Raw genomic sequence first — 26,189 nt, 5'->3', positions numbered from 1 at the left:
GGCATCGGTGCGGTCATCAACACGGCACGCGTCGAGATCGGCTCGACGGCCATCGTCTTCGGCCTCGGCGGCATCGGCCTCAACGTGCTGCAGGGTCTTCGCCTTGCCGGTGCCGACATGATCATCGGCGTCGACATCAACAATGAGCGCAAGGCCTGGGGCGAGAAGTTCGGCATGACGCATTTCGTCAATCCGAAGGAGGTCGAGGGCGACATCGTTCCTTATCTGGTCAACATGACCAAGCGTGGTGCCGACCAGATCGGCGGTGCCGACTACACCTTCGACTGCACCGGCAACGTCAAGGTGATGCGCCAGGCACTCGAAGCATCACATCGCGGCTGGGGCGAGTCGATCGTCATCGGTGTCGCCGGTGCCGGCCAGGAGATTGCGACGCGTCCGTTCCAGCTGGTCACGGGCCGGACCTGGAAAGGCACCGCCTTTGGCGGCGCACGCGGCCGCACCGACGTGCCGAAGATCGTCGACTGGTACATGGAGGGCAAGATCCAGATCGACCCGATGATCACCCATACGCTGAAGCTCGAAGACATCAACAAGGGTTTCGACCTGATGCATGCAGGCGAAAGCATCCGCAGCGTGGTCGTCTACTGATGAGCGGCATCGCATATGAGGTCGACGTAAGATCGCTCGACGAGCTGTCGCCGCGCGACCTCTATGCGATGCTGAAGATGCGTCTCGATGTCTTTGTCGTCGAGCAGAAATGCGCCTTTCCCGAAATGGACGGCAAGGATCCCGAGGCGCTGCACCTCAGGCTGCTTGCCGGCAAGGAATTGCTGGCCAGCACGCGCATCATCGCCCCATCGGGCCATGACGATCCGGCCTATATCGGCCGGGTGGTGGTCTCTCCTGATCATCGCGGCAAGCGCCTCGGCGACAAGCTGATGGCCGAATCCATAGCCGCCTGCGAAAGGCTCTTTCCGGACCGGCCAATTGCGCTTTCGGCCCAAAGCCATCTCGAGAAATTCTACGCGTCCTTCGGCTTCGACACAGTGTCGGACGAATATCTCGAGGACGACATCCCGCATGTCGACATGCTCAGGCCTGTCCCGCGCGCAAGCGCCTGACGGGGCTTACTCCAGCCAGGTCGTGTCGAAGGCACCGGCTACATGCAGGTCGGTCGTCTCCAGCCGTCCAGGCCCGAGATTGGCGAATTTGTGCGGCGTGTTCGCCGGCGCCACCAGGATCTGCCCGGCCTCCGCTTCGATCGTCTCGTCGCCGACGGTAAACAACGCCCGGCCGACACGGACGATGAACACCTCCGGATAAGGATGGGTGTGCAGCTTCGGCCCGCCGCCGACCTTGTCACTGCTGAAGAACACCACCGAGACATCGGCGCCGAAAGCGCCGCCCTGGAACTCGCCGTGCCAGGAATCGGGCTTTTCGGCCCATTGTTCGCGATTGATCAGATGTGCCATGCTCGGTCTCCGTTCGACGCGCCAGACCATAATCAAAGAACTGCCTTCCCGGAACCGTGCCTGAAATGACTGAAAATGCCCCTGTGATCTATGTCGATGCCGACGCCTGCCCGGTGAAGGACGAGGTGGTGAAGGTCGCCGAACGGCTGGACCTCGTCGTCACCTTCGTGTCAAACGGCGGCTTGCGCCCGTCGCGCGATCCGATGATCCGCAACGTCGTGGTCTCAAAGGGCGCCGACGCCGCCGACGACTGGATCGTCGAAAACGCGCGCGCCAACGACATCGTCATCACCGCCGACATCCCGCTCGCCGCGCGCACCGTGGCGCTTGGCGCCCATGTGCTCGGCCCGACCGGCAAGCCGTTCACGCCGGAGACCATCGGCATGGCGGTCGCCATGCGTGATCTGAAACAGCACCTGCGCGAAACCGGTGAAAGCAAGGGCTACAATGCCTCCTTCTCCGCCCAGGACCGCTCGCGCTTTCTCGGCGCGCTCGACCAGATGGCGCGAAGGGCTGTGAAGTCGGTGCAGGCACAATGAAGCCGTTCGGCCGCCATTTCATTTTCCTGGCAAGCGCCGGCATCGGGGTGGCGGCGCTCGCCGTGGCAATGCTGCTCCAGCATCCGCTCAGCTACAGCATCGCCGCCAATACGTTTTTCGCCACTTACATACTGCTTGTCCTGCGTGAAATGCCGCGACTGACGGCGGACTTCCTCAGCCGGCGCGCCCAGCAGGCCGACGAGCCGATCTGGATCATCTTCTTGGTGACCATCGGTATCGTCGTGGTCGCCGTCGGCTCGCTATTCGTGCTGATGAATGCCAAGCAGGTTCCGCATCCCTCCTGGCTGGCGTTTTCGCTGCTGTCGCTGCCGCTCGGCTGGCTGACCATCCACGCCATGGCGGCCCTGCACTACGCCCGCCTCTACTGGAAAGGCGACACCAAGGCCGATGCCGCGTCGACACGCAGCCGCAAGCCGGTCGGCGGCCTGATCTTTCCCGGCACAGAACGCCCCTGTGGCTGGGATTTTCTCTACTTCGCCGTGGTCATCGGCATGACGGCGCAGACCGCTGACACCAACATTTCGTCGACGCACATGCGCCAGGCAGCGCTTGTCCATTCGGTCCTGTCGTTCTTCTTCAACACCATCATCGTCGCCGCGGCCGTCAACCTGGTGGTCTCACTCGCAAGCTGATTTCACGCCGAAGTCACCGCCGCAGCGAAACAATTCCCGACGCCAAAGCGTAATCCTCTGCGAAAGGGCGTAAGATGACGCCCCCGCAATCGCCGATGCCACGGGAGATCGGGTGTTATGGAAAGCCAGGCGCACATGCTGCAGCAGGCGAATGACGCGAAAGCGTCAGGCACCCGCGGCGAACTCGTCTATCGGCAGACACGCTGGACACGCCTCACCCATTGGATCTGGGCAGTGTCGCTGTTTTTCCTGCTGCTGAGTGGTCTGCAGATCTTCAACGCCCACCCCGCGCTCTACATCGGCAAGCAGTCAGGCTTTGCTTTCAGCAACGACGTGCTGGTCATCGGTGCTGAAAATAGCCCAACGGGACCAGTCGGTTACACGACGATCCTGGGAAACAGATTCAACACGACGGGTGTGCTTGGCCTGTCGGGATCGGCCGCCAATCCAAACGGGCGCGCGTTTCCGGCATGGGCGACGATTCCATCCGGCCAGGATCTCGCCACCGGCCGCGTCGTGCATTTCTTCTTCGCCTGGGTGCTCTCAGGCACGTTGCTCGTCTGGCTCGTCGCCAGCGCCATCAACGGCCATCTGCGTCGCGATCTTGCGCCAAGCGTCAACGATCTGCGCAACCTGCCGAAGGACGTCGCCGACCACGCCAGGCTGAGGTTCCACCATAGCCGCAACTACAACACCTTGCAGAAGCTCGCCTATGGTGGCGTGCTGTTCGTGCTTCTGCCGCTGATGATCGTCACCGGGCTTGCCATGTCGCCGAGCATGAATGCAGCCGTGCCGTTCCTCGCCGACCTGTTGGGCGGACGCCAGACCGCGCGCACCATCCACTTCGTCACCATGGCGCTGCTCGTCGGCTTCTTCGTTGTCCACATGCTGATGATCCTGGCGGCGGGACCGATCAACGAACTGCGCTCGATCGTCACCGGCTGGTATCGCACCGACCCACCGCAACGCGACCGTCGCGAAGGGAGCGCCTGAGATGCCCAAGTTCCAGCTCAACCGCCGGCGCTTCCTCACAACAGCTACGCTCAGTGCATCGACACTTGCACTCTCCGGTTGCGACGCCTTCGATTTTCTCGCCGATCGCGACAACGGCGTGCGCAATGTCCTCGAGGGTGCCAACGACCTGACATACCGCGTCCAGCGGCTGCTCGCCGGCCGCGAGTCGCTGGCCCAGGAGTTCACCGAGGCCGACATTCGGCAGCCGCAACGCCCCAACGGCATCACTGCACCCGACGACAGTGTCTACAAATCCCTTCAGTCGGGCGACTTCGCCGACTGGCGGCTGGAGGTGACGGGCCTGGTCGAAAAGCCGCTATCGCTTACGCGCCAGCAACTGATGAACATGCCCTCGCGTACCCAGATCACCAGGCATGACTGCGTCGAGGGATGGAGCTGTATTGCCAAATGGACAGGCGTGCCGATGGCGCTCGTACTCGATGCCGCCGCGGTCAAGCCCAATGCCCGCTACGTCGTCTTCCACTGCCTCGACACCATCGAACGAAGCCTCTCGGGCGAAGTCAAATATTACGGCTCGATCGATCTGGTCGACGCGCGGCACCCGCAGACAATCCTCGCCTATGGCATGAACGGCATGCCGCTGCCGGTCGAAAACGGCGCACCGCTTAGGGTGCGTGTCGAACGACAGCTCGGCTACAAGATGCCGAAATACATCCACAAGATCGAGTTGGTCGACGGCTTCGGCGCCATGGGCCTTGGTAAGGGCGGCTATTGGGAAGACCGTGGCTACGACTGGTACGGCGGCATCTGACGGACGATCGCAAGCGCCATTGATAGTCACGCTTATTCAATAGCTTGACCGATTTTTCGTATCTTGCGGTTGCGCATCCGGGCTCGCTGGCCGATGCTCGCGGCATGCCGCCCAGACATTAGGCGGCCCAAATCCAACATACGACAGGAGGCCCTTCTGGTGTCCGACACCACGAACATCTATGAGCAGACACCCGATCTCGACACCATTGGCGGACGCCTGTCGCGTGCGCGCGAAGCAAGCGGCCTGAGTGCTTCGGAACTTGCCTGGCGCCTCGGGGTCAAGACCGCCACCATCAATGCCTGGGAGCGCGACCGCTCGCAGCCCGGGGCCCATCGCATCGCCAAGCTGGCCGGCCTGCTCGGCACCAGCATTTCCTGGATCCTGCACGGCATCGGTCCTGCGCCGCGCGAAGACGACCTGTCCGCCGCCTCGGTTTCGTTGCAGATGGAACGGCTGCTACGACTGCACCGCCAGACCGGCAACCTGATTGGCCAGCTCGAGCGCGACCTGCGCAAGCTGGAAAGTGCCGGGACCTGACCCGGACCACCCGGAAGTATTGGTTGGGACTATCCATCCGGTGAATAAGCACTGCGCGGACAGGTGACAAAGTGTCGCCGGTGGGATATTGACGACTCGTCTGGAGCCTTTGCGGGCTCCACCTGTTTGCGGGAGAGAGCAGCGAAAGCTGACGCCGAAGGGGAAATCGCCCGAAATCTCTCAGGCAAAAGAACCGTAAACAGGAAGGACACTCTGGAAAGTCGGGACCTTGGTCCCGCGCCGAAGGTGTAAGCGCTGCCGACAGAGTTCCGGAGCGCGAGTCTCTCAGGCTTCAGACAGAGGGGCACGGAATGGCTGCCACAAGCGGCTGGACACGTGCGACTCTGGAGAAGACATGACAGGCGAAGCCACCAACCAACTCCCACTTGCAGATCTGCATGCAGCCGCCGGTGCGCGCTTTGGCGCCTTCGCCGGCTGGAACATGCCGCTGACCTATCCTGCCGGCGTGATGAAGGAACACCTTCACACCCGGGAGCATGTCGGCCTGTTCGACATCTCCCACATGAAGCTGTTCCTGGTCACCGGCCCGGGGGCCGCCGACCTCATCAACCGCGCCTGCCCGCTCGATGCGCGCGCGCTTGAGACCAGGCAGTCGAAATACACCTTCTTCCTGACCGAGACCGCCGGCATCATCGACGACCTGATCATCACCCGTCTCGGCGACGAGCGTTTCATGGTGGTGGCCAATGCCGGCAACGCAGCGACCGACGAAGCGCATCTGCGTGCGCTGGCCAAGGACTTCGACGCCACGATCGAGCCGCTCGACCGCGTCTTCATCGCGATCCAGGGCCCCGAGGCGGCCACAGTGCTCGGCAAGGCCGGCATTGCCACCGACGCGCTGTTCTTCATGCAGGGCTTCGAGCCGCGCGCCACCTGGTTCATGAGCCGCTCCGGCTATACCGGCGAGGATGGTTTCGAGATCGGCCTGCCGGAGGCAGACGCGCGCGAATTGCTTGCCAAGCTTCTGGCCGACGAGCGCGCCATGTGGATCGGCCTTGCCGCACGCGACAGCCTGCGCCTCGAAGCCGGGCTCTGCCTGCATGGCAACGACATCACCCCCGACAACGACCCTGCAAGTGCCGGCCTGATGTGGGCGATCCCCAAGGACCTGCGTGCAGACGGCGGCTTTATCGGCCGCGCGGCACTTGCTGCGATCCTCGCCGACGGCGCCAAGGAAAAGCGCGTCGGCCTGAAGCCTGAAGGCCGCCAGCCGGTGCGCTCCGGCGCCGAGCTGTTCGATGCCGACGGCAAGCTGATCGGCCGCGTCACCTCGGGCGGCTTTGGCCCGTCGGCCGGATTCCCGGTCGCCATGGGCTATGTCTCAGCGTCGCTGGCCAAGGCCGGCACCCGTGTCTTCGCCGACGTCCGCGGCACCAAGGTGCCCGTCGACGTTCATTCTCTTCCCTTCACGCAGCATCGCTACCGCAAAGGATAATTTCCATGACCAAGACCTATTTCACCGAAGACCACGAGTGGATCCGCGTTGAAGGCGACATCGCTACCGTCGGCATTACCGACTACGCCCAGGAACAGCTTGGCGACCTGGTCTTCGTCGACCTGCCGGAAGCCGGCCGCAAGCTCGCCAAGGGCGACGTCGCCGTGGTCGTCGAGTCGGTCAAGGCCGCATCGGACGTCTATGCACCGATCGACGGCGACATCACCGAAGCCAATGCAACGCTCTCGTCCGACCCGGCGCTCGTCAATTCGGCTGCATCAGGCGACGGCTGGCTGTGGAAGATGAAGATCGCCAATGCGGGCCAGCTCGACGGCCTGATGGATGAAGCGGGCTACAAAGCCCATATCGGTTGACAGGATCGCCTGAGATGACCACCGCACCCTATCCCTTTTCGGCCCGCCACATTGGGCCCGGCCCAAAACAAACCCGCGCCATGCTCACCGCCATCGGCGTACCCTCCGTGGAAACGCTGATTTCGCAGGCCGTGCCGAAGTCGATCCGGCTCGACCGCGCGCTCAACCTGCCGGCCCCGGCGAGCGAACATGAAGCGCTTGCCGAGCTTGGCGAGAAGATGGGCCGCAACAAGGTGCTGAAGAGCTTCATTGGCGCCGGCTATCACGGCGTCAACGTGCCTCCGGTCATCCAGCGCAACCTGTTCGAGAACCCGGCCTGGTACACCGCCTACACGCCTTACCAGGCCGAAATCAGCCAGGGCCGCCTGGAGCTCCTGTTCCACTTCCAGACGCTGGTCGCCGAACTGACCGGCCTGCCGGTCGCCTCCGCCTCGCTGCTCGACGAAGCAACCGCCGTTGCCGAAGCGGTCGGCATCGCGCTGCGCCATCACCGCGACAAGCGCAGCCGCGTCGCCATTGCCGGTGCAGCGCACCCGCAGGTCCTCGACGTCGTTCGTACCCGCGCCGAGCCGCTGGGCACCGAGATCGACGGCGAGACCATCGACGACAACACGGCAGCGCTGATCGTTTCCTGGCCCGACACCAACGGCGTCTATGGCGACCACAGGGCGGCGATCGAGAAGGCCAAGGCCGTCGGCGCCATCGTCATCTTCGTCTCGGATCCGCTCAGCCTGACCGTAACCGATACGCCTGCCAGCCTTGGCGCCGACATCGCCGCAGGGTCGATGCAGCGCTTTGGCGTGCCGATGGGCTTTGGCGGTCCGCACGCAGCATACTGCGCCGTCTCCGACAAGCTGACCCGCCTGATGCCTGGCCGCCTCGTTGGCCAGTCGGTCGACAGCAAGGGCCGCCCCGGTTACCGCCTCGCACTGCAGACCCGCGAACAGCACATCCGCCGCGACAAGGCGACGTCGAACATCTGCACCGCACAGGCCTTGCTTGCCAACATGGCGGCATCTTATGCCATCTGGCACGGCTCGGTCGGCCTGCAGGCGATCGCCGAGCGGGTCCACGCGCTGGCCAGCCGTCTTGCCGAGAGCCTGAAAGCTGCCGGCCTGCCGGTGCTTGGCGACAAACGTTTCGACACCGTCACCATCGAGGCCAAGGGCAAGGCCGAGGCTATTGCCGCCGAGGCCGAGAAGACCGGCCGCCTGCTGCGTGTCATCGACGCCGACCATGTCTCGGTCGCCTTCGACGAGACCTCGACAGCTGCCGATCTCGAAGCGATCGCTGCCCTGTTTGGCGCAAAGGTCGTGGCCGAAGCCAAGCGTTCGCTGCCGGGCCAGCCGCGCGGCAAGGAGTTCCTGACCCAGCCGGTGTTCCACCAGAACCGCTCGGAAACCGACATGATGCGCTTCCTGCGCAGGCTGGCCGACAAGGACCTGGCGCTCGACCGCGCCATGATCCCGCTCGGCTCCTGCACCATGAAGCTCAATGCCGCCGCCGAGATGATGCCGGTCAGCTGGCCGTCGGTCGCCAACCTGCATCCGTTCGCGCCGACCAGCCATTCCCTCGGTTATCGCGCGATGACCGACGACCTCGAAGCATGGCTGTGCGAAATCACCGGCTTCGACGCCGTCAGCCTTCAGCCGAATGCCGGCAGCCAGGGTGAATATGCCGGTCTTCTGGCGATCCGCCGCTATCACCATTCGCGTGGCGAGACGCAGCGCAACATCTGCCTGATCCCGTCTTCGGCGCATGGCACCAACCCGGCCAGTGCGGCGATGGCCGGCATGGACGTGGTTGTCGTGCACTGCCTCGAAGACGGCGACATCGACGTCACCGACCTCAAGGTGAAGGCCGAGCAGCACGCCGACAAGCTGGCTGCGCTGATGTTCACCTACCCGTCGACGCATGGCGTGTTCGAGGAAGGCGCACGCGACATCTGCGAGATCGTCCATGCCCATGGCGGCCAGGTCTATTTCGATGGTGCCAACCTGAACGCGATGGTTGCGCTTTCGCGGCCGGCCGACATCGGTGCCGACGTCTGCCACATGAACCTGCACAAGACCTTCTGCATTCCGCATGGCGGCGGCGGCCCCGGCATCGGCCCGATCGGCGTCAAGTCGCATCTGGCGCCGTTCCTTCCCGGCCATGTCGAAATCGGCAGCGCGCATGCGGTGTCGGCTGCCCCCTTCGGCAGCGCCTCGATCCTGCCGATCACCTGGATGTACATCCGGATGATGGGCGCTTCGGGCCTCAAGCACGCGACGGAAACGGCGATCCTCAATGCCAACTACATCGTCAGCAAGCTCGAGGGGCACTATCCAGTGCTGTTCAAGGGCAAGAACGGCCGCGTGGCACATGAGTGCATCCTCGACACCCGCGTGCTCAAGGAGCGGGCCGGCATATCGGTCGAAGACATTGCCAAGCGGCTGATCGACTACGGCTTCCATGCACCGACCATGTCGTGGCCGGTTGCCGGCACGCTGATGGTCGAGCCGACCGAGTCCGAGCCGAAGCACGAAATCGACCGTTTCTGCGATGCGATGATTGCGATCGCCAACGAAGCAGCAAAGGTCGAAAAGGGCGAATGGCCTAGGGATGACAATCCGCTGGTCAATGCGCCACACACGGCGACCGAAACGCTGGCCGGCGAGTGGAAGCATCCCTACTCGCGCCTCGAAGCGGCCTATCCCGGCGGCGATCCCGACACTGTCGCCAAGTACTGGCCACCGGTGTCGCGTATCGACAACGTCGCCGGCGACCGCAACCTGGTCTGCGCCTGCCCGCCGCTGAGCGAGTATCTCGGCGCCGCCGAGTAATCTGAACGGCAAACACATCAATCGGCGGCGTACCTCACGGGCGCCGCCGATTTGCTTTTGGATGGGCGCCGCTCTTACGCGTCTCTACTCGGAGAGTTACTCAGCCGCAGACCGGCGATCAGAAAAAATGCCAACGCGGCCAACGCGGTCAACGCGGCAACGGCGGCAAAGCCTGCAGAGAGAAAGACGCGCTGCGACAACGCGGCTTCGTAGTCCGGAGGAATGGTGAACAGGCAAAAAGCAATACCAACCGCAGCCTCGGCCACCAATGCCCAAGCGATACAGTTCAGCCTGGTCAGCTTTCGGCTGAAGTGGAGCGAAGCAACGATCGGCACGCCGGGGCCAATGCTCACGGCCATCAACCAGACGATGCTGAGAAGATGCTTTTCCATGTGCAACGCGGGCTGCTTGTGACGGCAACTCACCGTTCAGGCGAACAGAAGCTGCGGCTCCCGATATCCGTCGCAGTCCGCGGGCCCAGCCGTGGCGACACGGTTGCGGCCCGCGCGCTTGGCCGCATAGAGCGCTACGTCGGCGCCCAGAAGCATCTGTTCCAGGCTCCTCGCTTCGTCGCTGCCGAAACAGACGCCGGCACTGACCGTGCTCCTGAGCGGGCCGAGTTTGGTTGCGACGACCTCCGCCCCAAAGGAGGCGCCGATCTTGCGCAGGACTTCATAGATCTCCAGCGTGCTCATTCCCGAAATGACGATGGCGAACTCCTCGCCGCCGAGCCGAAAGCCCTCGACGCCTTGCCGGGACTGCCGCCTCACAATGTCCGCGAAGCGTTGCAGGACACGGTCGCCCACCGCATGGCCGAAGACATCGTTTGTGCGCTTGAAGTGATCGAGATCGACCATGGCCAAGGCCATGCGTTGCCCGAAGCTTGTATTTGCATGCAGGGAGTTGAGCGCGCGCCGGTTCATCAGCCCGGTCAGCGGATCGGTCAACGTTTCCTCGGTCAACCGGCTTTGGGTGCGCAGATGGTGGAACGAAATGGTGAGCGCCCCAAGCGCGGTCATGCAGGCGACGACGACAACGGTGTTGACGTCCTCGGCCCAGTTCCTGGGTACGCTGCCGAGCACCCACTGCTTCTGCTGAATGATGACGAAGGCACAGAGCGCGAAGGAGATGGCGCTGCTGCCGGTGAGCAGCGAGACCGGGGCCAGCACGCGACGGTCGACCTCCGTGCTCGTCCAGAAGGCCGTTGCCGTCATGACCAGGATGCCGGTTACAGCCAAATAGGCGATGACGAAGCCGACGCCGTCGAACCCGGCGGCGGTGACCACGACTGTCAGGGCGATGATCGCGATAATTGGCAGGGTTGCCGGTTTCGACCAGCCGCGCTCGATATACTGGTCGGCCGAGGTGAAGACGACGAAGAAGCCGGCGACGAGCAGCGCCAACATGCCCTGCCCGAGCCATGAGGAGGCATGGCGACCATAAAGCCAAAAGGCGATGACATGGATGACAAGAAGTAGTATTCCCACCGCCATCGTGAGAACGAAACGGGACTGACGCGCCGTCAGCCAGATCGCGACGAGTGTTCCGCTCAGACACGCACCCGACAGGGCCGTGGCGAGCAACAGGGAACCAAAGTCAAGCACGGGGGCGCGGCCTTCCTGATGTCCGAATGTTCGGGCAGCAGTTATTGGACATTCCGGGTCAGCCGCAACCTTACATTGCCGCGCCATCGTCAGCTGAGTGCTGCGACTTCGGTTAGCGTTTACGAAAGGTTGCGCCGGCCCTGCCAATTCCGGCATATCGAACGGGCGGAGGACGAACAGATCAGGAACTGTTGCCGGACCGGCAAAACTGGCAAACTCGACAAGTGATTCGCAGCGCGGAACAACCGTATTGAGCATGGACGACAACAGCGACCTTTTCGGCAATCTCGGCAACCAGCCTGCACGCCCCGTTTCCCGTCCGGTTGACCCGCTGGTCGCGGCGGCCGCGGCGGCGAAGCGCCCTGCTCCGGCAAAGGACGCCAGCGACAGCTACAGTGCTGCCGATATCGAAGTTCTCGAAGGCCTGGAGCCCGTCCGCCGTCGCCCCGGTATGTATATCGGCGGCACCGACGAAAAGGCGCTGCACCATCTCTTTGCCGAAGTCATCGACAACTCGATGGACGAGGCGGTGGCTGGCCATGCGACCTTCATCGAGGTCGAACTCGACGCCGAGGGGTTCCTCACCGTCACCGATAACGGTCGCGGCATCCCGGTCGATCCGCACCCCAAGTTCAAGAACAAGTCGGCGCTCGAGGTCATCATGACCACGCTGCATGCCGGTGGTAAGTTCGACTCCAAGGTTTATGAGACCTCGGGCGGCCTGCACGGTGTCGGCGTTTCGGTCGTCAACGCGCTCTCCGACCAGCTTGAAGTCGAGGTGGCGCGCAACCGCAAACTGTTCCGTCAGCGTTTTTCGCGCGGCGTCCCGCAGGGCGGGCTGGAAAGCCTTGGCGACGTCCAGAACAGGCGCGGCACCAAGGTGCGCTTCCACCCCGACCCGGACATCTTCGGCAAGGGCGCGCATTTCGAACCGGCACGCATCTACAAGATGGCGCGCTCCAAGGCCTATCTGTTCGGCGGCGTCGAAATCCGCTGGAGCTGCGATCCCACGCTGATCAAGGAAAAGGACGAGACGCCTGCCAAGGCCGTGTTCCACTTCCCCGGCGGTCTCGGCGACTATCTCAAGGCCTCGCTCGGCAGTGAGATGCAGGTCACCCGTGAAATCTTCTCGGGCAAGAGCGAGAAGCAGAGCGGCCACGGCTCGGTCGAATGGGCCGTCACCTGGTTCGGCGGCGACGGCTTCATCAATTCCTATTGCAACACCATCCCGACCGGCGACGGCGGTACCCACGAAATGGGCTTCCGCAACATTCTGACGCGCGGCCTGCGCGCTTATGCCGACCTTGTCGGCAACAAGCGCGCCTCGATCGTCACCAGCGAAGACGTGATGATTTCGGCCGCCGGCATGCTGTCGGTGTTCATCCGGGAACCGGAGTTCGTCGGCCAGACCAAAGACAAGCTGGCCACCGTCGAAGCGATGCGCATCGTCGAGACGGCGATCCGCGACCCGTTCGACCACTGGCTCGCCGACAATCCGCAGGAAGCGTCGAAATTGCTCGACTGGGTGATTGCGCGCGCCGACGAACGCGTGCGCCGCCGCCAGGAAAAAGAAGTGTCGCGCAAGAGCGCAGTGCGCAAGCTGCGCCTGCCCGGCAAGCTGGCCGACTGCACGCAGAATGCCGCCGCCGGCGCCGAATTGTTCATCGTCGAGGGCGACTCGGCAGGCGGCTCGGCCAAGCAGGCACGCGACCGCTCGATGCAGGCGATCCTGCCGCTGCGCGGCAAGATCCTCAACGTCGCCAGCGCCGGCAACGACAAGCTGGCATCGAACCAGTTGATCGGCGACCTGATCCAGGCGCTCGGCTGCGGCACGCGCTCGAAATACCGCGAAGAGGACCTGCGCTACGACCGCGTCATCATCATGACCGACGCCGACGTCGACGGCGCGCACATCGCCTCGCTTTTGATCACCTTCTTCTACCAGGAGATGCCAGAGCTCGTCCGCGGTGGGCACCTCTACATGGCGGTGCCGCCACTCTACTCGATCCGTCAGGGCGGCAAGGTCGCCTATGCCCGCGACGACGCCCACAAGGAGGAGTTGCTGAAGACCGAGTTCACCGGGCGCGGCAAGATCGAGATCGGTCGATTCAAGGGCCTCGGCGAGATGATGGCCTCGCAGCTCAAGGAAACGACGATGGACCCGAAGAAGCGCACGCTGCTGCGTGTCGAGGTCAATGAGAGCGAAGACGACACCAAGAGCGCCGTCGACGCGCTGATGGGCACCAAGCCGGAGCTGCGTTTCCGCTTTATCCAGGAACGCGCCGAGTTCGCCGCAGCGGACGCGCTGGATATCTGATCCGGATTTGAATGAAGAAAGCGGCCCGCCGTCAGGCGGCCGCTATCGCCAGAGCGTGGCCGCGGGCGTTTTCACGCAGGGCTTCGAGGTGGATCGACTTCACCAAAGAGGCCAATTCGCCTTCGGCTGCCTGGCCACCCAGTTCCTTGAGCATCAGCCAGCTGACTTCCTGGGCACCGGCGACACGACGGCCATTGGCAACTTCGCGCCAGATCTTCAGCGCCCGCAGGATGATCGCGTGTGACGCATCGGCGAGGCCGGCGGAGCGCAACAGCGCTGTCAGAGCGACGTCTTGCCCAGCAGAAAGCAGCGCCCTCACCCGTGGTTCGTCGCGACCGGTCAGGACGACAAGGGCAGCGCCGAAGAAATCGACCTTGCCATGGGCAAGGATGCGGATGATGAAGCTTGCGGTCAGGTCGCCGCGCAACCTGAGATGTTCGACAAGCGCCATGTGTTCGTTGGCGCGGGTGCCCTCGATCAACGTCAGCGAAGACTTGACGCAGGCATCGCGCGTCACCTTTTCGGCGCGCGCGGCGCCCATCAATGCCATGACGAAGGGCGAGGCCTTCAAGGCCTCGCCAAGCTTGACCAGCAGCAGGTGCCGGCAATCGGACGGCAGGCGCGGATCGGCGACAAGTGCCTCGCGCACGTGCGCATCATGGCCAAAGCGCTCAGCCATGCGGCGGAAGCTCAGCGAGGCGATGTCGGCGCCATAATTCCGCAGCAGGACGACGCAGGCTTCGGCCTCACCGACTTCAGCGATCGCAGCCGAAAGCGACATCGACACGACCGGCCGGTCGGCAACGAGCTTCTGGATGGCAATCGAGCCCGATGCGACGCGGTCGATGAGATCGGCGTCGGTCAGCAAGGGAGAACGCGCCAGCACCATCGCCGCAACGTCGGGCTGGTCGGCGGCAAGGGCTGCGATGATCTGGAGCGGTGCGTGGACGCTCATCGAAAGCGCCTCGGCCAGCGCCTGGCGCACTTTCGAAGACGGGTCGTCGAGCAGCAGCGTGAGCGCCGCTTCAGCTGCGCAGCGATCCTCGAACGGCATCTCGCGGTTGACATAGGCGCTCGCTAGAGCGGCAGCCGCGGCCGCCCGCTCACCCACCTTGGCTGTGTCTATCCATTTCAGGAAATGCGAAACGACCATCCGCTTTTCTTCGCCCCTGGCAGCAAACGCCCAAACCCAATGACGACCCTAGGAAGAAAAGGTTTACGAACGGTTCACCATATCCGTTAACCCTTGCCGGGCCGCGAGGCAGCGCCTATCAAATCCGCACAACGGGAGGAGTTGCCGATGGCTGGACTGTATCTTGAGGAATTCGTCGTCGGCCAGGTGATCCGGCATCAGCTCACCAAGACCGTAACCGAGAGCGACAACATGTTCTTCTCGACGATGACGCTCAACCCCCAGCCGCTGCACATCGACTTCGACTTTGCCGCCAGGAGCGAATGGGGCAAGCCGCTGGTCAATTCATTGTTCACGCTCGGGCTGATGATCGGCATTTCAGTGCACGACACGACGCTCGGCACCACCATCGGCAATCTCGGCATGACCGAGACCACCTTCCCGCATCCGGTCTTTCACGGCGACACGATTCGTGTCGAGACGGAGGTTCTTTCGGTGCGCGAATCGAAATCGAAAACCGATCGCGGCATCGTCGAGTTCCTGCATTGCGCCTATAATCAGGACGGCGCGCTCGTTGCCAAATGCCAGCGCCAGGCGATGATGATGAAGAAGAAGGCGGCCTGATGCGCTCGCTGCTGTTCGTTCCAGGCGATTCCGAAAAGAAGCTCGAACGCGGTTTTTCGTCCGGCGCCGACGTCGTCATCGTCGATCTCGAGGATTCGGTCTCACCCGACAACAAGGCGCATGCGCGCGGCGTCGCCGCCGACTTCATCGCCAGCAAGCGCAACGACACCCGCGCGTCGATCTATGTGCGCGTCAATGACCTTTCGACCGGACTCACCGACGACGACCTCAGGGCGATCGTGCCGATCGCGCCAGACGGCATTATGCTGCCCAAGTCGAATTCCGGCGCCGACGTCCAGCATCTCTCTACCAAACTGCGTGTGCATGAGGCGGAAAACGGCCTGCCGGACGGCGCCATCCGCATCATCCCGATCATCACGGAAACCCCGGCCGGCGTGCTGGCGACCGGCAGCTATGCCGGCGCAAGTGCCCGGCTTGCCGGGCTGACATGGGGGGCGGAAGACCTTTCGGCGGCCATCGGCGCACGCGTCGCACGCGACAGTGACGGCCGCTACACCGACGTGTTCCGCCTGGCGCGGGCAATGACGGTGCTGGGTGCAGCGGCAGCCGACGTTGCCGCTGTGGACACCGTCTTCGTCAACTTCCGGGATGGCGAGGGCCTGCGCGCCGAGTGCCTCGAAGCCGAGCGTGACGGCTTCACCGCCAAGATGGCGATTCATCCGGACCAGGTCGCCATCATCAACGAGGCGTTCACACCGACCACTGATGCGGTGGCACACGCGGCCTCCATCGTCGCCGCCTTCGAGGAGGCGGGCAATCCGGGTGTGGTCGGCATCAACGGCAAGATGTATGACCGGCCGCATCTGAGGCTCGCCCAGCGCCTGCTGGCCCGGGCGCGTGCTGCCGGCGTCGCCGGCTGAGGTTCAGTCCTCCCAGCGCGGCCGCCGCATCGAGAAGATGGCATCGATCGTCGAATAATCCATGTAGCCGAGGCGCGAGACGTTGCCGGCCTTGACGACGTCGAACAACCCATCGGTCAGATAGGCCTCGTCGATGTGGATGCCGACGACCTCGCCGATGACGACGATGGCGCCGGTCTCCTGCCCGCTCAGACCTCTGGGGCGGAAGATCTCGGTGACCTTGCATTCCAGCGCAGCGGGTGCCTCGGCGACGCGTGGCGGCGCCACCAGCCGCGAAGGCACCGGCGTCAGCCCGGCATAGGCGAACTCGCTGACACCGCGCGGCGCATTGACCGAACTCTTGTTCATCTTCTCGGCCAGGTCGCGCCCGACGAGATTGGCAACGAACTCCCTGGTTTCGCTGGCGAAGGTGGCGCTGTCCTTCTGACCCTCGGAGGAAAACCAAACCAGCGGCGGCTTGCCGGACAGCGCGTTGAAGAACGAATAAGGCGCGAGATTGACCGCCCCATCCTTGCCGACGGACGAAATCCAGCCGATCGGCCGCGGCGACACCAGCGACTTGAATGGGTCATGCGGTAGTCCGTGGCCTTTCGACGGCTCGTAGAACACCTGTGCTAGCCCTCCCAAGGCCCGGCATAGTCAGCATAGAGCTTTGCCACGTCTGGACGCTGGCGCTCCTGTCCGGCGCCATCATAGGAGCCGATATGGACGAAGCCGACAACACGTTCATGCGGCGCAAGGCCAAGCAGTGCGCGGCCCTCTTCGCAATCCGAATACCAGTTGGTGATCATGTTGGTGCCGTAACCGAGCGCATTGGCTGCGGTAATCAGGTTCATCGCCGCCATGCCGCCCGACAGGAACATTTCCCATTCGGGGATCTTGGGATGGTCCTTGGGGCTGGACACCACGCCGATGACCAGCGGCGCGCGCGAGAATCGGGCAAGCTCCTGGTTGCGTCGGCCTTCCGGCAGCGGTCCTTCCCGGCGTTCAGCCAAGTCAGCCAGCTTCTGGCCGATCTCGACACGCACGTCGCCGCGATAGAGAATGAAGCGCCAGGGCTCCAGCCGGCCGTGATCAGGCACGCGGCTTGCCGCCGCCAGAATGGTGGCGATCTCGGCGTCGGACGGTGCCGGCGCCCGGAGTTCGGGGATCGGCGCGGAGTTGCGGGTCAGCAGGAAGTCGATAATCGGCGATGTCACGGCGCGGGCACTCCTTGGATGTTGGGCTGAAGCGCCTGTCCGTAAATGGTGGCTGCTCTGGCATCGGCGCAGTGCGGTTGAGAATCCATCGCGCCGGAATAGCCTTGAAATTGCCACCGCCTTGCGCTTCAAACAAGGGATGCTGAGGGGATCCTTCCGACTTTTCGCGCCGATTCTGGCTGTCGCGCTGTTCGCCGTGCAGCCTGCGGCCGCTTTCGCGCAGGACGGTGCCGCGGCAATCGACGGGTTGAGCCTTCCCGGCATTTCTAGTTTTGCCTCGCCGCGCGGCGACGAACCGCTGGCGACGGGCGCCCTTGGCGAGATCACGCTGACCGCGCAGCTGACCGACAAGGGCAGCGACATCGGCCGCGGCCTGGTCTGGCGCGTCTTCCGCCCCGAGGCCGGACCCGACGGCAAGCTACCGCTGGTCGCCTCGGCCCAGGGCGGCACCAGCATGTTCCAGCTGCCGCCCGGCAGCTACCTCGTCCATGCCTCCTATGGCCGCGCCGGCGCCACCAAGCGCATCACCGTTGGCAAGCAGGGCAAGCGTGAGAGCCTGGTGCTCGACGCCGGTGGCCTGAAGCTCGACGCCGTGCTTTCCGGCGGCGTCCGCATCCCGCCGGCCAAGCTCAAATTCTCGATCTTCGAAGGTGATTCCACCAGCGACGGCGAACGGGCGCTGATCATCCCCAACGTCGCGCCCAATTCGGTGGTGCGGCTCAATTCGGGCACCTATCACGTCGTCTCGACCTATGGCAGCGTCAACGCCGTCATCCGCTCAGACATCCGCGTCGAAGCCGGCAAGCTGACCGAGGCAACCGTCGAGCACCGCGCCGCAGACGTCACCTTCAAGTTGGTGCGCGAAGCCGGCGGCGAAGCCATCGCCGACACGTCCTGGTCGGTGCTGACGGAGTCAGGCGACCCGCTGCGCGAGGCCGTCGGTGCCTTCGCCTCGATGGTGCTGTCGGAAGGCGACTACACAATCATCGCCAAGAACCGCGATCGCATCTACCAGCGCGACTTCACCGTCGTTGCCGGCCGCAACCAGGACGTCGAAGTCGTCGCCTCGGAAGACGCCGCCATCGACCCCAACGAAGGCGCGGACTAGGCTTCAGCAAGTCGCCTGACTTCCGGACCTCTGAACTGAAAAGGGCGGCATCGAGCCGCCCTTCTTGTTTGTCTCAGGCGTAGGCCTGTTTGTCTCAAGCGGTCAGCGCGCGGCGCCTGTCCGGCGTCATCGCCTCGTCACGCAAAGCAGCGATTGCCTCGTCGAGGCCCATCGACACCTGGTCGCGCGAACCGAGACGGCGGACATTGACGGTCGCCTCTTCCGCCTCGCGCTTGCCGCAGACAAGAATGACCGGAACCTTGGCCAGCGAGTGCTCGCGGACCTTGTAGTTGATCTTTTCGTTGCGCAGGTCGACTTCGGCCGACAGGCCGGCGGCCTTGAGCTTGGCAGCGACCGAACGCGCATAGTCGTCGGCGTCCGAGGTGATCGTGGTCACCACCACTTGCTGCGGCGCGAACCACAGCGGGAAGTGGCCCGAATAGTTCTCGATCAGGATGCCGAGGAAACGTTCCATCGAACCACAGATGGCGCGGTGGACCATGACCGGCTGCTTCTTCTCGGAATCCGAGCCGATGTAGAAGGCGCCGAAGCGTTCGGGCAGGTTGAAATCGACCTGGGTCGTTCCGCACTGCCATTCGCGGCCGATCGCATCACGCAGGACGTATTCGAACTTGGGGCCGTAGAAGGCACCCTCGCCCGGATTGATCGACGTCTTGATGCGGTTGCCGGACTGCGCCTCGATGGTCTTGAGCACATTGCCCATGATCTCTTCGGCGTGATCCCATGCCTCATCGGAGCCGACGCGTTTGTCGGGCCTCGTCGACAGCTTCACCGAAATCTCGTTGAAACCGAAGTCGGCATAGGTCGACAGGATCAGGTCGTTGATGCGCAGGCACTCGGCGGCGAGTTGTTCCTCGGTGCAGAAGATATGCGCATCGTCCTGGGTGAAGCCGCGCACGCGCATCAGCCCGTGCAGCGCGCCCGACGGCTCGTAGCGGTGGACGTTGCCGAACTCGGCGAGCTTCACCGGCAGGTCGCGATACGACTTCAGGCCGTGCTTGAAGATCTGCACGTGGCCCGGGCAGTTCATCGGCTTCAGCGCAAAGACGCGGTCGTCGTCGGTGTCGTCACCAGCAACCGTCACCTTGAACATCGCGTCGCGATACCAGCCCCAGTGGCCCGAGGTCTCCCACAGGCTCTTGTCGAGCACCTGGGGCGCGTTGACTTCCTGGTAGCCCTGCTGGTCGAGGCGGCGGCGCATGTAGCTGACCAGGTTCTGGAACATCTTCCAGCCCTTGGCATGCCAGAACACGACGCCCGGACCTTCCTCCTGGAAGTGGAACAGATCCATCTCGCGGCCGAGGCGGCGGTGGTCGCGCTTCTCTGCCTCTTCCAGCATGTGCAGATACTGGTCGAGCTGGGCCTGGTCAGCCCAAGCCGTGCCATAGATGCGCGTCAGCATCGGGTTGTTGCTGTCACCACGCCAATAGGCACCGGCGACCTTCATCAGCTTGAAGGCACTGCCGATCTGGCCGGTCGAGGCCATGTGCGGACCACGGCACAGGTCGAACCACTCGCCCTGGGCGTAGATGTTGAGGTTCTGGTCCTCGGGGATCGCGTCGATCAGCTCGAGCTTGTAGGCCTCGCCCTTGTCGCGGAACACCTGCTTGGCCTTGTCACGGGACCAGACCTGCTTGGTGAACGGCTTGTTGCGGCCGATGATCTCGCGCATCTTCTTTTCGATCGCCGGGAAATCCTCGGGCGTGAAAGGCTCGTTGCGGGCGAAATCATAATAGAAGCCGTTGTCGATGACAGGGCCGATGGTGACCTGGGTTCCGGGCCACAGTTCCTGCACGGCTTCCGCCAGCACATGCGCGGTGTCGTGGCGGATCAGCTCGAGCGCGCGCGGGTCGTCGCGGGTGACGATCTCGACCTTGCCGGACTTGCCGAGCGGATCGGAAAGATCGCGCACGGTGCCGTCGACGGCATAGGCCACCGCCTTCTTGGCCAGCGACTTCGAGATCGACTCGGCCAATGCAGCACCAGTCATTGCCGCGTCGTAGTCGCGGACGGAACCATCGGGGAATGTCAGGGAAACGGAATTCGACAAAGCTCTTCTCCTATCCAGTCCCGCAAACGAGCGCGGGTGGTAAAAAAAACCGGATGCGTCCGGCAGCGAGGGGTCTTTTAGGGGGAGTTTTCTGGCTCGTAAAGCCAAACAGCGACGCTTCGAGCGCCGCTGCGTCATTTCGGAGGAGCCTGGAACTAGTTGGCCGACTTGATCAACCCTGGCAGGTCGGTGAGGAAGTCGGCGCGCACCTTTGGTCCCATGAGTACCGGGCTCTTGCCTTCGTTGACGAACAGCCTGGCAAAGACGACCTTCCGGCCGTCCTTTTCGGCCCAACCGACGAACCAGCCAAACGGCCTGGTGCGATTTTGGGCGCCTGCCTTGTTGGTCAGCCAGCCGGTGCCGGTCTTGCCCTGGACCTTCCAGTCGCCGGCGTCGAAGGCAGGCAGGATCTGGCCGGTCATGTCGTATGCCTTGGCCGAGACCGAAAGCTTACGATCGAGAATACGCCTGATGAATGCCGCCTGCTCATCTGGCGAAATCTGCAGCGACGAGCTCAGCCACGAGTGGGTCAGGCCATCCTTTTTGCCTGGATTGCCCGTGATGTCGCCATTGCCATAGTTGAAGCTCTGGACATAGCCGGCAAAGCGCTCGTTGCCGAGCTTGCGGGTGATCTGCTGGGAGTACCAGACGACCGAATCCTTTTCCCAGATCGTCGGGTCGATGGGCCTGTGGTCGCGTTTGATGGCGTTGAATTCCGGTTTGTAATCCCAGCGCGGCGTATGCGCATCGGTGAGAATGCCGGCATCGTAGCCCATCAGTGCCAATGGCACCTTGAATGTCGATGCCGCGCTCACGCGCCGGTCACAGGTACCGTCGCGGCGCAAGGTCGCGCCGTTCTGGGCATCGACAATCAGCGTGCATTCGAACACGGGCTTGAGCGCCGGATCATTGGCGGCCGCCTGCGCCGCGGCAAAAGGCACTGCAAGCAGAGAAAAGAAAGCGAAGATCGAAGATCGACGAAACGAAGCAAGCACTGTCATGACATCCTCTGTCGGTTGGCGCCAAAGGACTATGGACAGCAATTGTCTCGAATATGGCTCAACTTGGACGGAACTGTCTTAGCCTGAGCAAACGGTAAACCGGAAAATATCGGCGTTAACTGATATGCGGCGCGCGCTGCATCCACTTCAATGCCCCGATGGACGTCGACCAATCAGCCAATAGCGCCACGGCAGGTACCAGGCATAGGGCGCGGCAAGGCTCTCCGGCACCCGGTCGATGCCATGGGTGCCCCAGGGGCCGCAACGCAGGACGCGAAACAGGCCCATCCAGCCGCCGGCCCACAAGCCGTGGCGCGCAATCGCCTCATGCGCATATTCCGAACAGGTCGGCAGATGCCGGCATGAATTGCCGATAAAGCCTGAGAGCGTCAGCTGGTAAAGCCGGACCAACGAGGTGCCGAGCACTCGGCCGGGCGTCTTGCGCCACGGCCCGGCCCAGTTGCGGCCGCGCGCGGCGGTGCCGCGTGATTGGTCATGTCCGTGGTCCATCGTCTCCGCCGGATCGGAATCTATTCGCTATAGATGTCCATTCCGCCATGCAGACGCAATGTTCGGCATCTACCACCTCGCCGCTGCGGCGCCGTGTCACGCATTCCAGCCAAGCTTCGCCCCGCGGTGGGGGCACCGCCGTTGCGGAGCGTCGAGTTGAAGCCGGTCGGCGTCGCAGCACTTCGTTCTTTGGATGGCATGGTCGGCCTGAAAGGTCGCGATGCGGAACATCTCTGCGTAGGCGTTGAAGAGCGTTGGCATGGTTTTTCCTCCTTGTGTCGGAGGATTAGACGGCCTCTAGCCGTGCTCTTCAAACGAGTATAACGTCCAGCTTGGATAACTTGAGATTATGCGAATGAACCGCGGGCGGCTTCCGCTGACGGCATTGAGAAGTTTCGAGGCAGCCGGGCGGCACCTGAGTTTCAGCCGTGCAGCCGACGAGCTGTTTGTCACCCAGGCGGCCATCAGTCGCCAGATCCGCGAGCTGGAGAGTTTCCTGCGCCAGCCGCTGTTTGTGCGCTATCACCGTCGTGTCGAACTGACCGAGCCGGGCCAGAAATTGCTGCAGCAGCTGGTCAAGAGCTTCGACGACATCGACCGCCGGCTTTCTGAACTGGCGACACGGCCTTCCCTTTCAGTGGTCAGCGTCAGTGCCGAGCCGGCGCTGGCTGCCAGCTGGCTCCTGCCGCGCCTCAACAAATTTCGCGAGATGCGCCCCGACATCGAGATCGCGCTCGATGTCGACCCACGCCTGATCGATTTCCGCAGCGACCAGGCCGAGCTCGCCTTGCGCTTCAGCGCGCACAACAGCTCGTGGCCGCGCAGCGAGTCGGAACTTTTGGGGATGGTCGTCGATTCGCCAATCCTGTCGCCGGCGCTGCTGGCGTCCGGCCCGCCACTGGCCTCCCCTGCCGACTTGCGCCGCTACACGCTGTTGCATGAGGAAAACCGCCAGGGCTGGGCACGCTGGTTCGAGGCGGCGGGTGCCGACGAGGCATCCGTACCGGAGCGCGGGCCGTTGCTGGCCGACGCGGCACTGTCGAAACAGGCGGCGATGCTCGGCCACGGTGTCGCCCTTGGCGACCTTTTGCTGGTCTACGAGGAGCTTCAGGCAGGAACGCTGGTCAAGCCGTTCGAGACCAACGTCGTCTGCGGCGGCTACTGGCTGGTGGCGAAGAACCTGGCCAAGCTGTCCGAGCCGGCACAGTGCTTCGCCGAGTGGATCAAGACCGAATTCGCCAAAAGCCTCGAGATTCTCGACAACTGCCTGGCGTCAGCCTACCTGCGCTCGATCTGACCGATGGCGTCGACCACGGCGTCGAAGGTCAGCATCGTCGAGGCGTGCCGCGCCTTATAGTCGCGCACCGGCTCGAGATATTTCAGGTCGCCAAATCTGCCCTCCGGCGGCGTGCCGCCTTCCTTGAGCATGCGCAGCATCGTGTCGCGCACGGCGCGCAATTCATCGGCGCTGGCGCCGACGACATGCTCGGCCATGATCGATGACGACGCCTGGCCCAGAGCGCAGGCTTTCACCTCATGCGCAAAGTCGGTGACGATACCGTCCTTCATCGCCAGATCGATCGTGACCGTCGACCCGCACAGCTTGGAATGTGCTGTCGCCGTCGCATCGGGGTGATCGAGCCGGCCGAGCCGGCCGATATTGCCGGCGAAACCGAGAATTTTCGTGTTATAGATGTCGTCGATCAACTTTTTTCACTCTGAGTGCGTGTGATGAACAACTCTTGTCGCTGACGCATCTTCCAATCGTCGTCTTCACCCATATATAATGGTGGCGCTCGCCTCCCGACAAGGAGCTGAAAAGGCATCGGGATTTGAGCAAGATAAGCAGCTTTGGGTACGGCACTCGTTCCGGTGGTCCCTAAAGTGGCTGTGTCCGTTCAACTCGTCCCTGCTCTGACAGGGACTACTGGAGACGCCTGATATGGATGCCGTAGCGAAGAAGCTGATGCCGCAATCAGCCTATATGGACAAGCCTGCAACCGACCGCCCGACCGAGGCGGAGGTCGAAGCCGCTGTGAAGGTGCTCCTGCGCTGGACCGGCGACGATCCACAGCGCGAAGGCCTGATCGACACGCCCAAGCGCGTGACCAAGGCTTTCCGTGAAATGTTCAATGGCTACGACATGTGCCCGGCCGACGAGCTTGGCCGCACATTCGAGGAAGTCGCCGGCTACGACGACCTGGTCATCGTTCGTGACATCAAGTTCCATTCGCATTGCGAGCACCATATGGTGCCGATCATCGGCAAGGCTCATGTCGGCTATCTGCCGGATGGCAAGGTCGTCGGTCTCTCCAAGATCGCCCGCGTCGTCGATATCTTCGCCCACCGCCTGCAGACGCAGGAAGCGATGACGGCGCAGATTGCCGGTGTCATCCAGGACGTGCTAAACCCGCGCGGCGTCGCCGTGATGATCGAGGCCGAGCATATGTGCATGGCCATGCGCGGCATCCGCAAGCAGGGTTCGACGACCCTGACCTCCACATTCACCGGCGTTTTCCGGGATACCCCCGAAGAACAGGTCCGGTTCGTGACCATGGTACGAGCCGGCGGCGGCGGGATCTGATCCCGCTTCGCCGGAGCCCCGACTTAGGACCCCGGCGATGACCTTGCAGTTTCCCGAAGTTTCCAACGACAAGCGCGCCCTCGAAGAGGGCGAGCTGTTCTCGCCACGTTTCGACGTCAACGGTCTGGTCACCGCCGTGGTGACTGACGCCGCCGACGGCATGCTCTTGATGGTCGCGCACATGAATGCCGAAGCGCTGGCTCTGACGATCGAGACCGGCATCGCCCACTATTGGTCGCGCTCGCGCAACGCGCTTTGGAAGAAGGGCGAAACCTCGGGCAATTTCCAGCACGTCCAGGAGATTCGCACCGACTGCGACCAGGACTCGGTGTGGCTCAAGGTAAAAGTGAGCGGCCACGACGCAACCTGTCACACCGGCCGGCGTTCTTGTTTCTATCGGACGGTAGGACGACAAGGCAGTGTCGCGACGCTCAGCGCGGACGGCAGCGATCCGCTGTTCGATGTCGACGAGACCTACCGCAAGAAAACGTGAACCGGCTACCTGTTCCAGAACACAGAGATTCACGATTTTAATACGGGTCGGGAGTAGTCTGTATTTGGGAACAAGGAGTGTGCGATGCTCGAATGGGCGTCATTCTATGCGCGCCAGAACGTCCGGGAAGCCAATGGCTTTTCTTCCGGCACAAGTTCGAACGTTCCCGAAACAGCAAGACAGAACGGCATTTCACTGGCGCTCGGCGGCGGTGCTGCACGCGGCTGGGCCCATATCGGCGTGCTGCGCGCGCTTGATGAAGCCGGCATCCGCATCAACATGATCGCCGGCACTTCGATCGGTGCCCTCGTCGGTGGCTGCTATCTCGCCGGAAAGCTCGATCAGCTCGAGGAATTCGCCCGTAGCCTGACCAAGCGCCGTATCTTCGGCCTGTTCGACTTCAAGCTCGGCGGCAGCGGACTGTTCGGCGGCATGAAGCTCGATTCTCGCATGCAGCAGCACATGGGCAGCATCACCTTCGAGGATCTGCCGAAACCCTTCGTCTGCGTTGCGACCGAAATCCGCACCGGCCACGAGATCTGGCTGTCGAGCGGTTCGCTGATCAAGGCGATGCGGGCGTCCTACGCCCTGCCCGGCGTGTTCGAGCCGGTCACCTGCAACGGCCGCGTGCTGGTCGACGGCGCGCTCGTCAATCCGGTGCCGGTTTCGGTCTGCCGCGCCAACGAGCAGCCCTTGGTCGTTGCGGTCAACCTGCACTACGACCTGTTCGGCCGCGCGGCAGTGATCAAGCATAGCGCTGGCGAACTGGTGGTCGAGCGTCCGGCTGCACCGGGAGAGAACTCCGCTCAAAGCGAGCGCGAGGCGCGACTCGGCATCACGGGTGTCATGGTCGAAGCGTTCAACATCATCCAGGATCGCATTTCCCGCGCGCGGCTGGCCGGCGATCCGCCAGATCTGTCGATCCAGCCCAAGCTCGGCCTGATCGGCCTGTCCGAATTCCACCGCGCCGACGAGGCCATCCGGCTCGGCTACGAGGCGACAAAGGCACAGATGGAAGAGATCCTGAGGCTTCAGGCGGTTCTCGGCTAAGACCAATTC

General features: G+C 63.3%; 29 protein-coding genes and 1 riboswitch. Of the genes, 18 read left to right on the top strand and 11 right to left on the bottom strand.

The features are described 5' to 3' along the window. Positions 1 to 609 (top strand): zinc-binding dehydrogenase (locus HNQ95_RS11970; protein WP_182585790.1); only part of this gene is annotated, 609 nt, incomplete at its 5' end. Continuing rightward, positions 609 to 1,082: a GNAT family N-acetyltransferase gene (locus HNQ95_RS11965; protein ID WP_067961758.1), complete on the top strand. Its 474-nt coding sequence runs from the start codon at positions 609 to 611 to the stop codon at positions 1,080 to 1,082. The genes HNQ95_RS11970 and HNQ95_RS11965, both read left to right, overlap by 1 nt. A 6-nt stretch (positions 1,083 to 1,088) precedes the next feature. On the opposite strand, the gene HNQ95_RS11960 is transcribed toward HNQ95_RS11965, so the two are convergent. Next, positions 1,089 to 1,433, bottom strand: coding sequence for a cupin domain-containing protein (locus HNQ95_RS11960; RefSeq protein WP_067966498.1), 345 nt, complete (start codon positions 1,431 to 1,433; stop codon positions 1,089 to 1,091). Between the two features lie 65 nt (positions 1,434 to 1,498). On the opposite strand from HNQ95_RS11960, the gene HNQ95_RS11955 reads away from it, so the two are divergent. The 8 genes from HNQ95_RS11955 (at position 1,499) to gcvP (ending at position 9,606) form a co-directional block, all read left to right on the top strand. Beyond that, a complete protein-coding gene (locus tag HNQ95_RS11955) occupies positions 1,499 to 1,972 on the top strand; it encodes a YaiI/YqxD family protein (RefSeq protein WP_067961755.1) in 474 nt (157 codons plus the stop codon). Continuing rightward, positions 1,969 to 2,625 (top strand): DUF1345 domain-containing protein, encoded by a 657-nt coding sequence (locus tag HNQ95_RS11950; protein ID WP_067961752.1) that lies wholly within the window; start codon positions 1,969 to 1,971, stop codon positions 2,623 to 2,625. The genes HNQ95_RS11955 and HNQ95_RS11950 overlap by 4 nt, the downstream gene beginning before the upstream one ends. Before the next feature lie 117 nt (positions 2,626 to 2,742). Then, positions 2,743 to 3,618: a cytochrome b/b6 domain-containing protein gene (locus HNQ95_RS11945; protein WP_083948573.1), complete on the top strand. Its 876-nt coding sequence runs from the start codon at positions 2,743 to 2,745 to the stop codon at positions 3,616 to 3,618. A gap of 1 nt (position 3,619) precedes the next feature. After that, a complete protein-coding gene (locus tag HNQ95_RS11940) occupies positions 3,620 to 4,411 on the top strand; it encodes a molybdopterin-binding protein (RefSeq protein WP_067961750.1) in 792 nt (263 codons plus the stop codon). Positions 4,412 to 4,570: 159 nt separating this feature from the next. Then, positions 4,571 to 4,951 carry a helix-turn-helix domain-containing protein gene (locus HNQ95_RS11935; RefSeq protein WP_067961748.1) on the top strand — a complete coding sequence of 127 codons (381 nt, stop codon included), beginning with the start codon at positions 4,571 to 4,573 and terminating at the stop codon, positions 4,949 to 4,951. A gap of 119 nt (positions 4,952 to 5,070) precedes the next feature. Further along, a riboswitch (glycine riboswitch) is annotated at positions 5,071 to 5,157 on the top strand. Between the two features lie 149 nt (positions 5,158 to 5,306). Then, complete coding sequence (gene gcvT / locus HNQ95_RS11930) at positions 5,307 to 6,407, top strand: glycine cleavage system aminomethyltransferase GcvT (RefSeq protein ID WP_067961746.1); 1,101 nt, start codon at positions 5,307 to 5,309, stop codon at positions 6,405 to 6,407. Between the two features lie 5 nt (positions 6,408 to 6,412). Further along, positions 6,413 to 6,781: a glycine cleavage system protein GcvH gene (gene gcvH / locus HNQ95_RS11925; protein WP_018427756.1), complete on the top strand. Its 369-nt coding sequence runs from the start codon at positions 6,413 to 6,415 to the stop codon at positions 6,779 to 6,781. 14 nt (positions 6,782 to 6,795) lie between these two features. Continuing rightward, the gene (gcvP, locus tag HNQ95_RS11920) at positions 6,796 to 9,606 is read left to right on the top strand and encodes an aminomethyl-transferring glycine dehydrogenase (protein WP_067961744.1); all 2,811 of its coding nucleotides are present in this window, start codon (positions 6,796 to 6,798) and stop codon (positions 9,604 to 9,606) included. A gap of 74 nt (positions 9,607 to 9,680) precedes the next feature. Here gcvP and HNQ95_RS11915 read toward each other — a convergent pair whose 3' ends face one another. Both HNQ95_RS11915 and HNQ95_RS11910 read right to left on the bottom strand, forming a co-directional pair. Next, complete coding sequence (locus tag HNQ95_RS11915; protein ID WP_067961742.1) at positions 9,681 to 9,998, bottom strand: hypothetical protein; 318 nt, start codon at positions 9,996 to 9,998, stop codon at positions 9,681 to 9,683. 36 nt (positions 9,999 to 10,034) lie between these two features. Then, positions 10,035 to 11,468: a GGDEF domain-containing protein gene (locus HNQ95_RS11910; protein WP_246340680.1), complete on the bottom strand. Its 1,434-nt coding sequence runs from the start codon at positions 11,466 to 11,468 to the stop codon at positions 10,035 to 10,037. On the opposite strand from HNQ95_RS11910, the gene parE reads away from it, so the two are divergent. After that, a complete protein-coding gene (gene parE / locus HNQ95_RS11905; RefSeq protein ID WP_067961737.1) occupies positions 11,467 to 13,527 on the top strand; it encodes a DNA topoisomerase IV subunit B in 2,061 nt (686 codons plus the stop codon). The two genes, HNQ95_RS11910 and parE, sit on opposite strands and share 2 nt — an antisense overlap. 31 nt (positions 13,528 to 13,558) lie before the next feature. Here parE and HNQ95_RS11900 read toward each other — a convergent pair whose 3' ends face one another. Further along, a complete protein-coding gene (locus HNQ95_RS11900) occupies positions 13,559 to 14,680 on the bottom strand; it encodes a DUF2336 domain-containing protein (RefSeq protein WP_067961735.1) in 1,122 nt (373 codons plus the stop codon). Positions 14,681 to 14,821: 141 nt separating this feature from the next. Here HNQ95_RS11900 and HNQ95_RS11895 point away from each other — a divergent pair, with 141 nt between their 5' ends. After that, positions 14,822 to 15,283 (top strand): MaoC family dehydratase, encoded by a 462-nt coding sequence (locus tag HNQ95_RS11895; RefSeq protein WP_446680310.1) that lies wholly within the window; start codon positions 14,822 to 14,824, stop codon positions 15,281 to 15,283. Continuing rightward, on the top strand, positions 15,283 to 16,164 hold the full coding sequence (locus HNQ95_RS11890) for an HpcH/HpaI aldolase/citrate lyase family protein (RefSeq protein ID WP_067966493.1): 882 nt from the start codon (positions 15,283 to 15,285) through the stop codon (positions 16,162 to 16,164). Before HNQ95_RS11895 ends, HNQ95_RS11890 begins: the two co-directional genes overlap by 1 nt. A gap of 3 nt (positions 16,165 to 16,167) precedes the next feature. Here HNQ95_RS11890 and HNQ95_RS11885 read toward each other — a convergent pair whose 3' ends face one another. Both HNQ95_RS11885 and HNQ95_RS11880 read right to left on the bottom strand, forming a co-directional pair. Beyond that, a complete protein-coding gene (locus tag HNQ95_RS11885; protein WP_067961731.1) occupies positions 16,168 to 16,773 on the bottom strand; it encodes a flavin reductase family protein in 606 nt (201 codons plus the stop codon). 5 nt (positions 16,774 to 16,778) lie between these two features. Beyond that, complete coding sequence (locus HNQ95_RS11880) at positions 16,779 to 17,363, bottom strand: nitroreductase family protein (protein ID WP_067961729.1); 585 nt, start codon at positions 17,361 to 17,363, stop codon at positions 16,779 to 16,781. Between the two features lie 139 nt (positions 17,364 to 17,502). Here HNQ95_RS11880 and HNQ95_RS11875 point away from each other — a divergent pair, with 139 nt between their 5' ends. Next, positions 17,503 to 18,471 (top strand): RgsD C-terminal domain-containing protein, encoded by a 969-nt coding sequence (locus tag HNQ95_RS11875; protein WP_182574071.1) that lies wholly within the window; start codon positions 17,503 to 17,505, stop codon positions 18,469 to 18,471. Positions 18,472 to 18,565: 94 nt separating this feature from the next. Here HNQ95_RS11875 and thrS read toward each other — a convergent pair whose 3' ends face one another. The 4 genes from thrS to HNQ95_RS11855 all read right to left on the bottom strand — a co-directional run bounded on the left by thrS (position 18,566) and on the right by HNQ95_RS11855 (position 22,314). Continuing rightward, entirely contained in the window at positions 18,566 to 20,542 is a 1,977-nt protein-coding gene (thrS, locus tag HNQ95_RS11870; RefSeq protein ID WP_067961724.1) for a threonine--tRNA ligase, read from the bottom strand. A 155-nt stretch (positions 20,543 to 20,697) separates the two neighbouring features. After that, positions 20,698 to 21,543: a class D beta-lactamase gene (gene blaOXA, locus HNQ95_RS11865; protein WP_067961723.1), complete on the bottom strand. Its 846-nt coding sequence runs from the start codon at positions 21,541 to 21,543 to the stop codon at positions 20,698 to 20,700. Between the two features lie 147 nt (positions 21,544 to 21,690). Further along, a complete protein-coding gene (gene yidD, locus HNQ95_RS11860) occupies positions 21,691 to 22,053 on the bottom strand; it encodes a membrane protein insertion efficiency factor YidD (RefSeq protein ID WP_067961721.1) in 363 nt (120 codons plus the stop codon). 96 nt (positions 22,054 to 22,149) lie between these two features. Next, positions 22,150 to 22,314 carry a hypothetical protein gene (locus tag HNQ95_RS11855; RefSeq protein ID WP_157097083.1) on the bottom strand — a complete coding sequence of 55 codons (165 nt, stop codon included), beginning with the start codon at positions 22,312 to 22,314 and terminating at the stop codon, positions 22,150 to 22,152. A gap of 94 nt (positions 22,315 to 22,408) precedes the next feature. On the opposite strand from HNQ95_RS11855, the gene HNQ95_RS11850 reads away from it, so the two are divergent. Further along, the gene (locus HNQ95_RS11850; RefSeq protein WP_067961719.1) at positions 22,409 to 23,350 is read left to right on the top strand and encodes a LysR substrate-binding domain-containing protein; all 942 of its coding nucleotides are present in this window, start codon (positions 22,409 to 22,411) and stop codon (positions 23,348 to 23,350) included. On the opposite strand, the gene HNQ95_RS11845 is transcribed toward HNQ95_RS11850, so the two are convergent. After that, positions 23,332 to 23,760 carry an iron-sulfur cluster assembly scaffold protein gene (locus HNQ95_RS11845; protein ID WP_067961718.1) on the bottom strand — a complete coding sequence of 143 codons (429 nt, stop codon included), beginning with the start codon at positions 23,758 to 23,760 and terminating at the stop codon, positions 23,332 to 23,334. The two genes, HNQ95_RS11850 and HNQ95_RS11845, sit on opposite strands and share 19 nt — an antisense overlap. A 235-nt stretch (positions 23,761 to 23,995) precedes the next feature. On the opposite strand from HNQ95_RS11845, the gene folE reads away from it, so the two are divergent. From folE to HNQ95_RS11830, 3 genes are all read left to right on the top strand, one after another. After that, on the top strand, positions 23,996 to 24,637 hold the full coding sequence (gene folE, locus HNQ95_RS11840) for a GTP cyclohydrolase I FolE (protein WP_067961716.1): 642 nt from the start codon (positions 23,996 to 23,998) through the stop codon (positions 24,635 to 24,637). Positions 24,638 to 24,674: 37 nt separating this feature from the next. Further along, positions 24,675 to 25,130, top strand: coding sequence for a phosphoribosyl-AMP cyclohydrolase (gene hisI / locus HNQ95_RS11835; RefSeq protein ID WP_154384155.1), 456 nt, complete (start codon positions 24,675 to 24,677; stop codon positions 25,128 to 25,130). Between the two features lie 84 nt (positions 25,131 to 25,214). Further along, a complete protein-coding gene (locus HNQ95_RS11830; protein ID WP_154384154.1) occupies positions 25,215 to 26,180 on the top strand; it encodes a patatin family protein in 966 nt (321 codons plus the stop codon). Positions 26,181 to 26,189: the final 9 nt, after the last annotated feature.

Source organism: Aminobacter ciceronei (assembly GCF_014138625.1).
Classification (GTDB): domain Bacteria; phylum Pseudomonadota; class Alphaproteobacteria; order Rhizobiales; family Rhizobiaceae; genus Aminobacter; species Aminobacter ciceronei.
The sequence above is the reverse complement of the archived record's forward strand: the minus strand, read 5'-3'. Positions and strand labels throughout refer to the sequence as shown.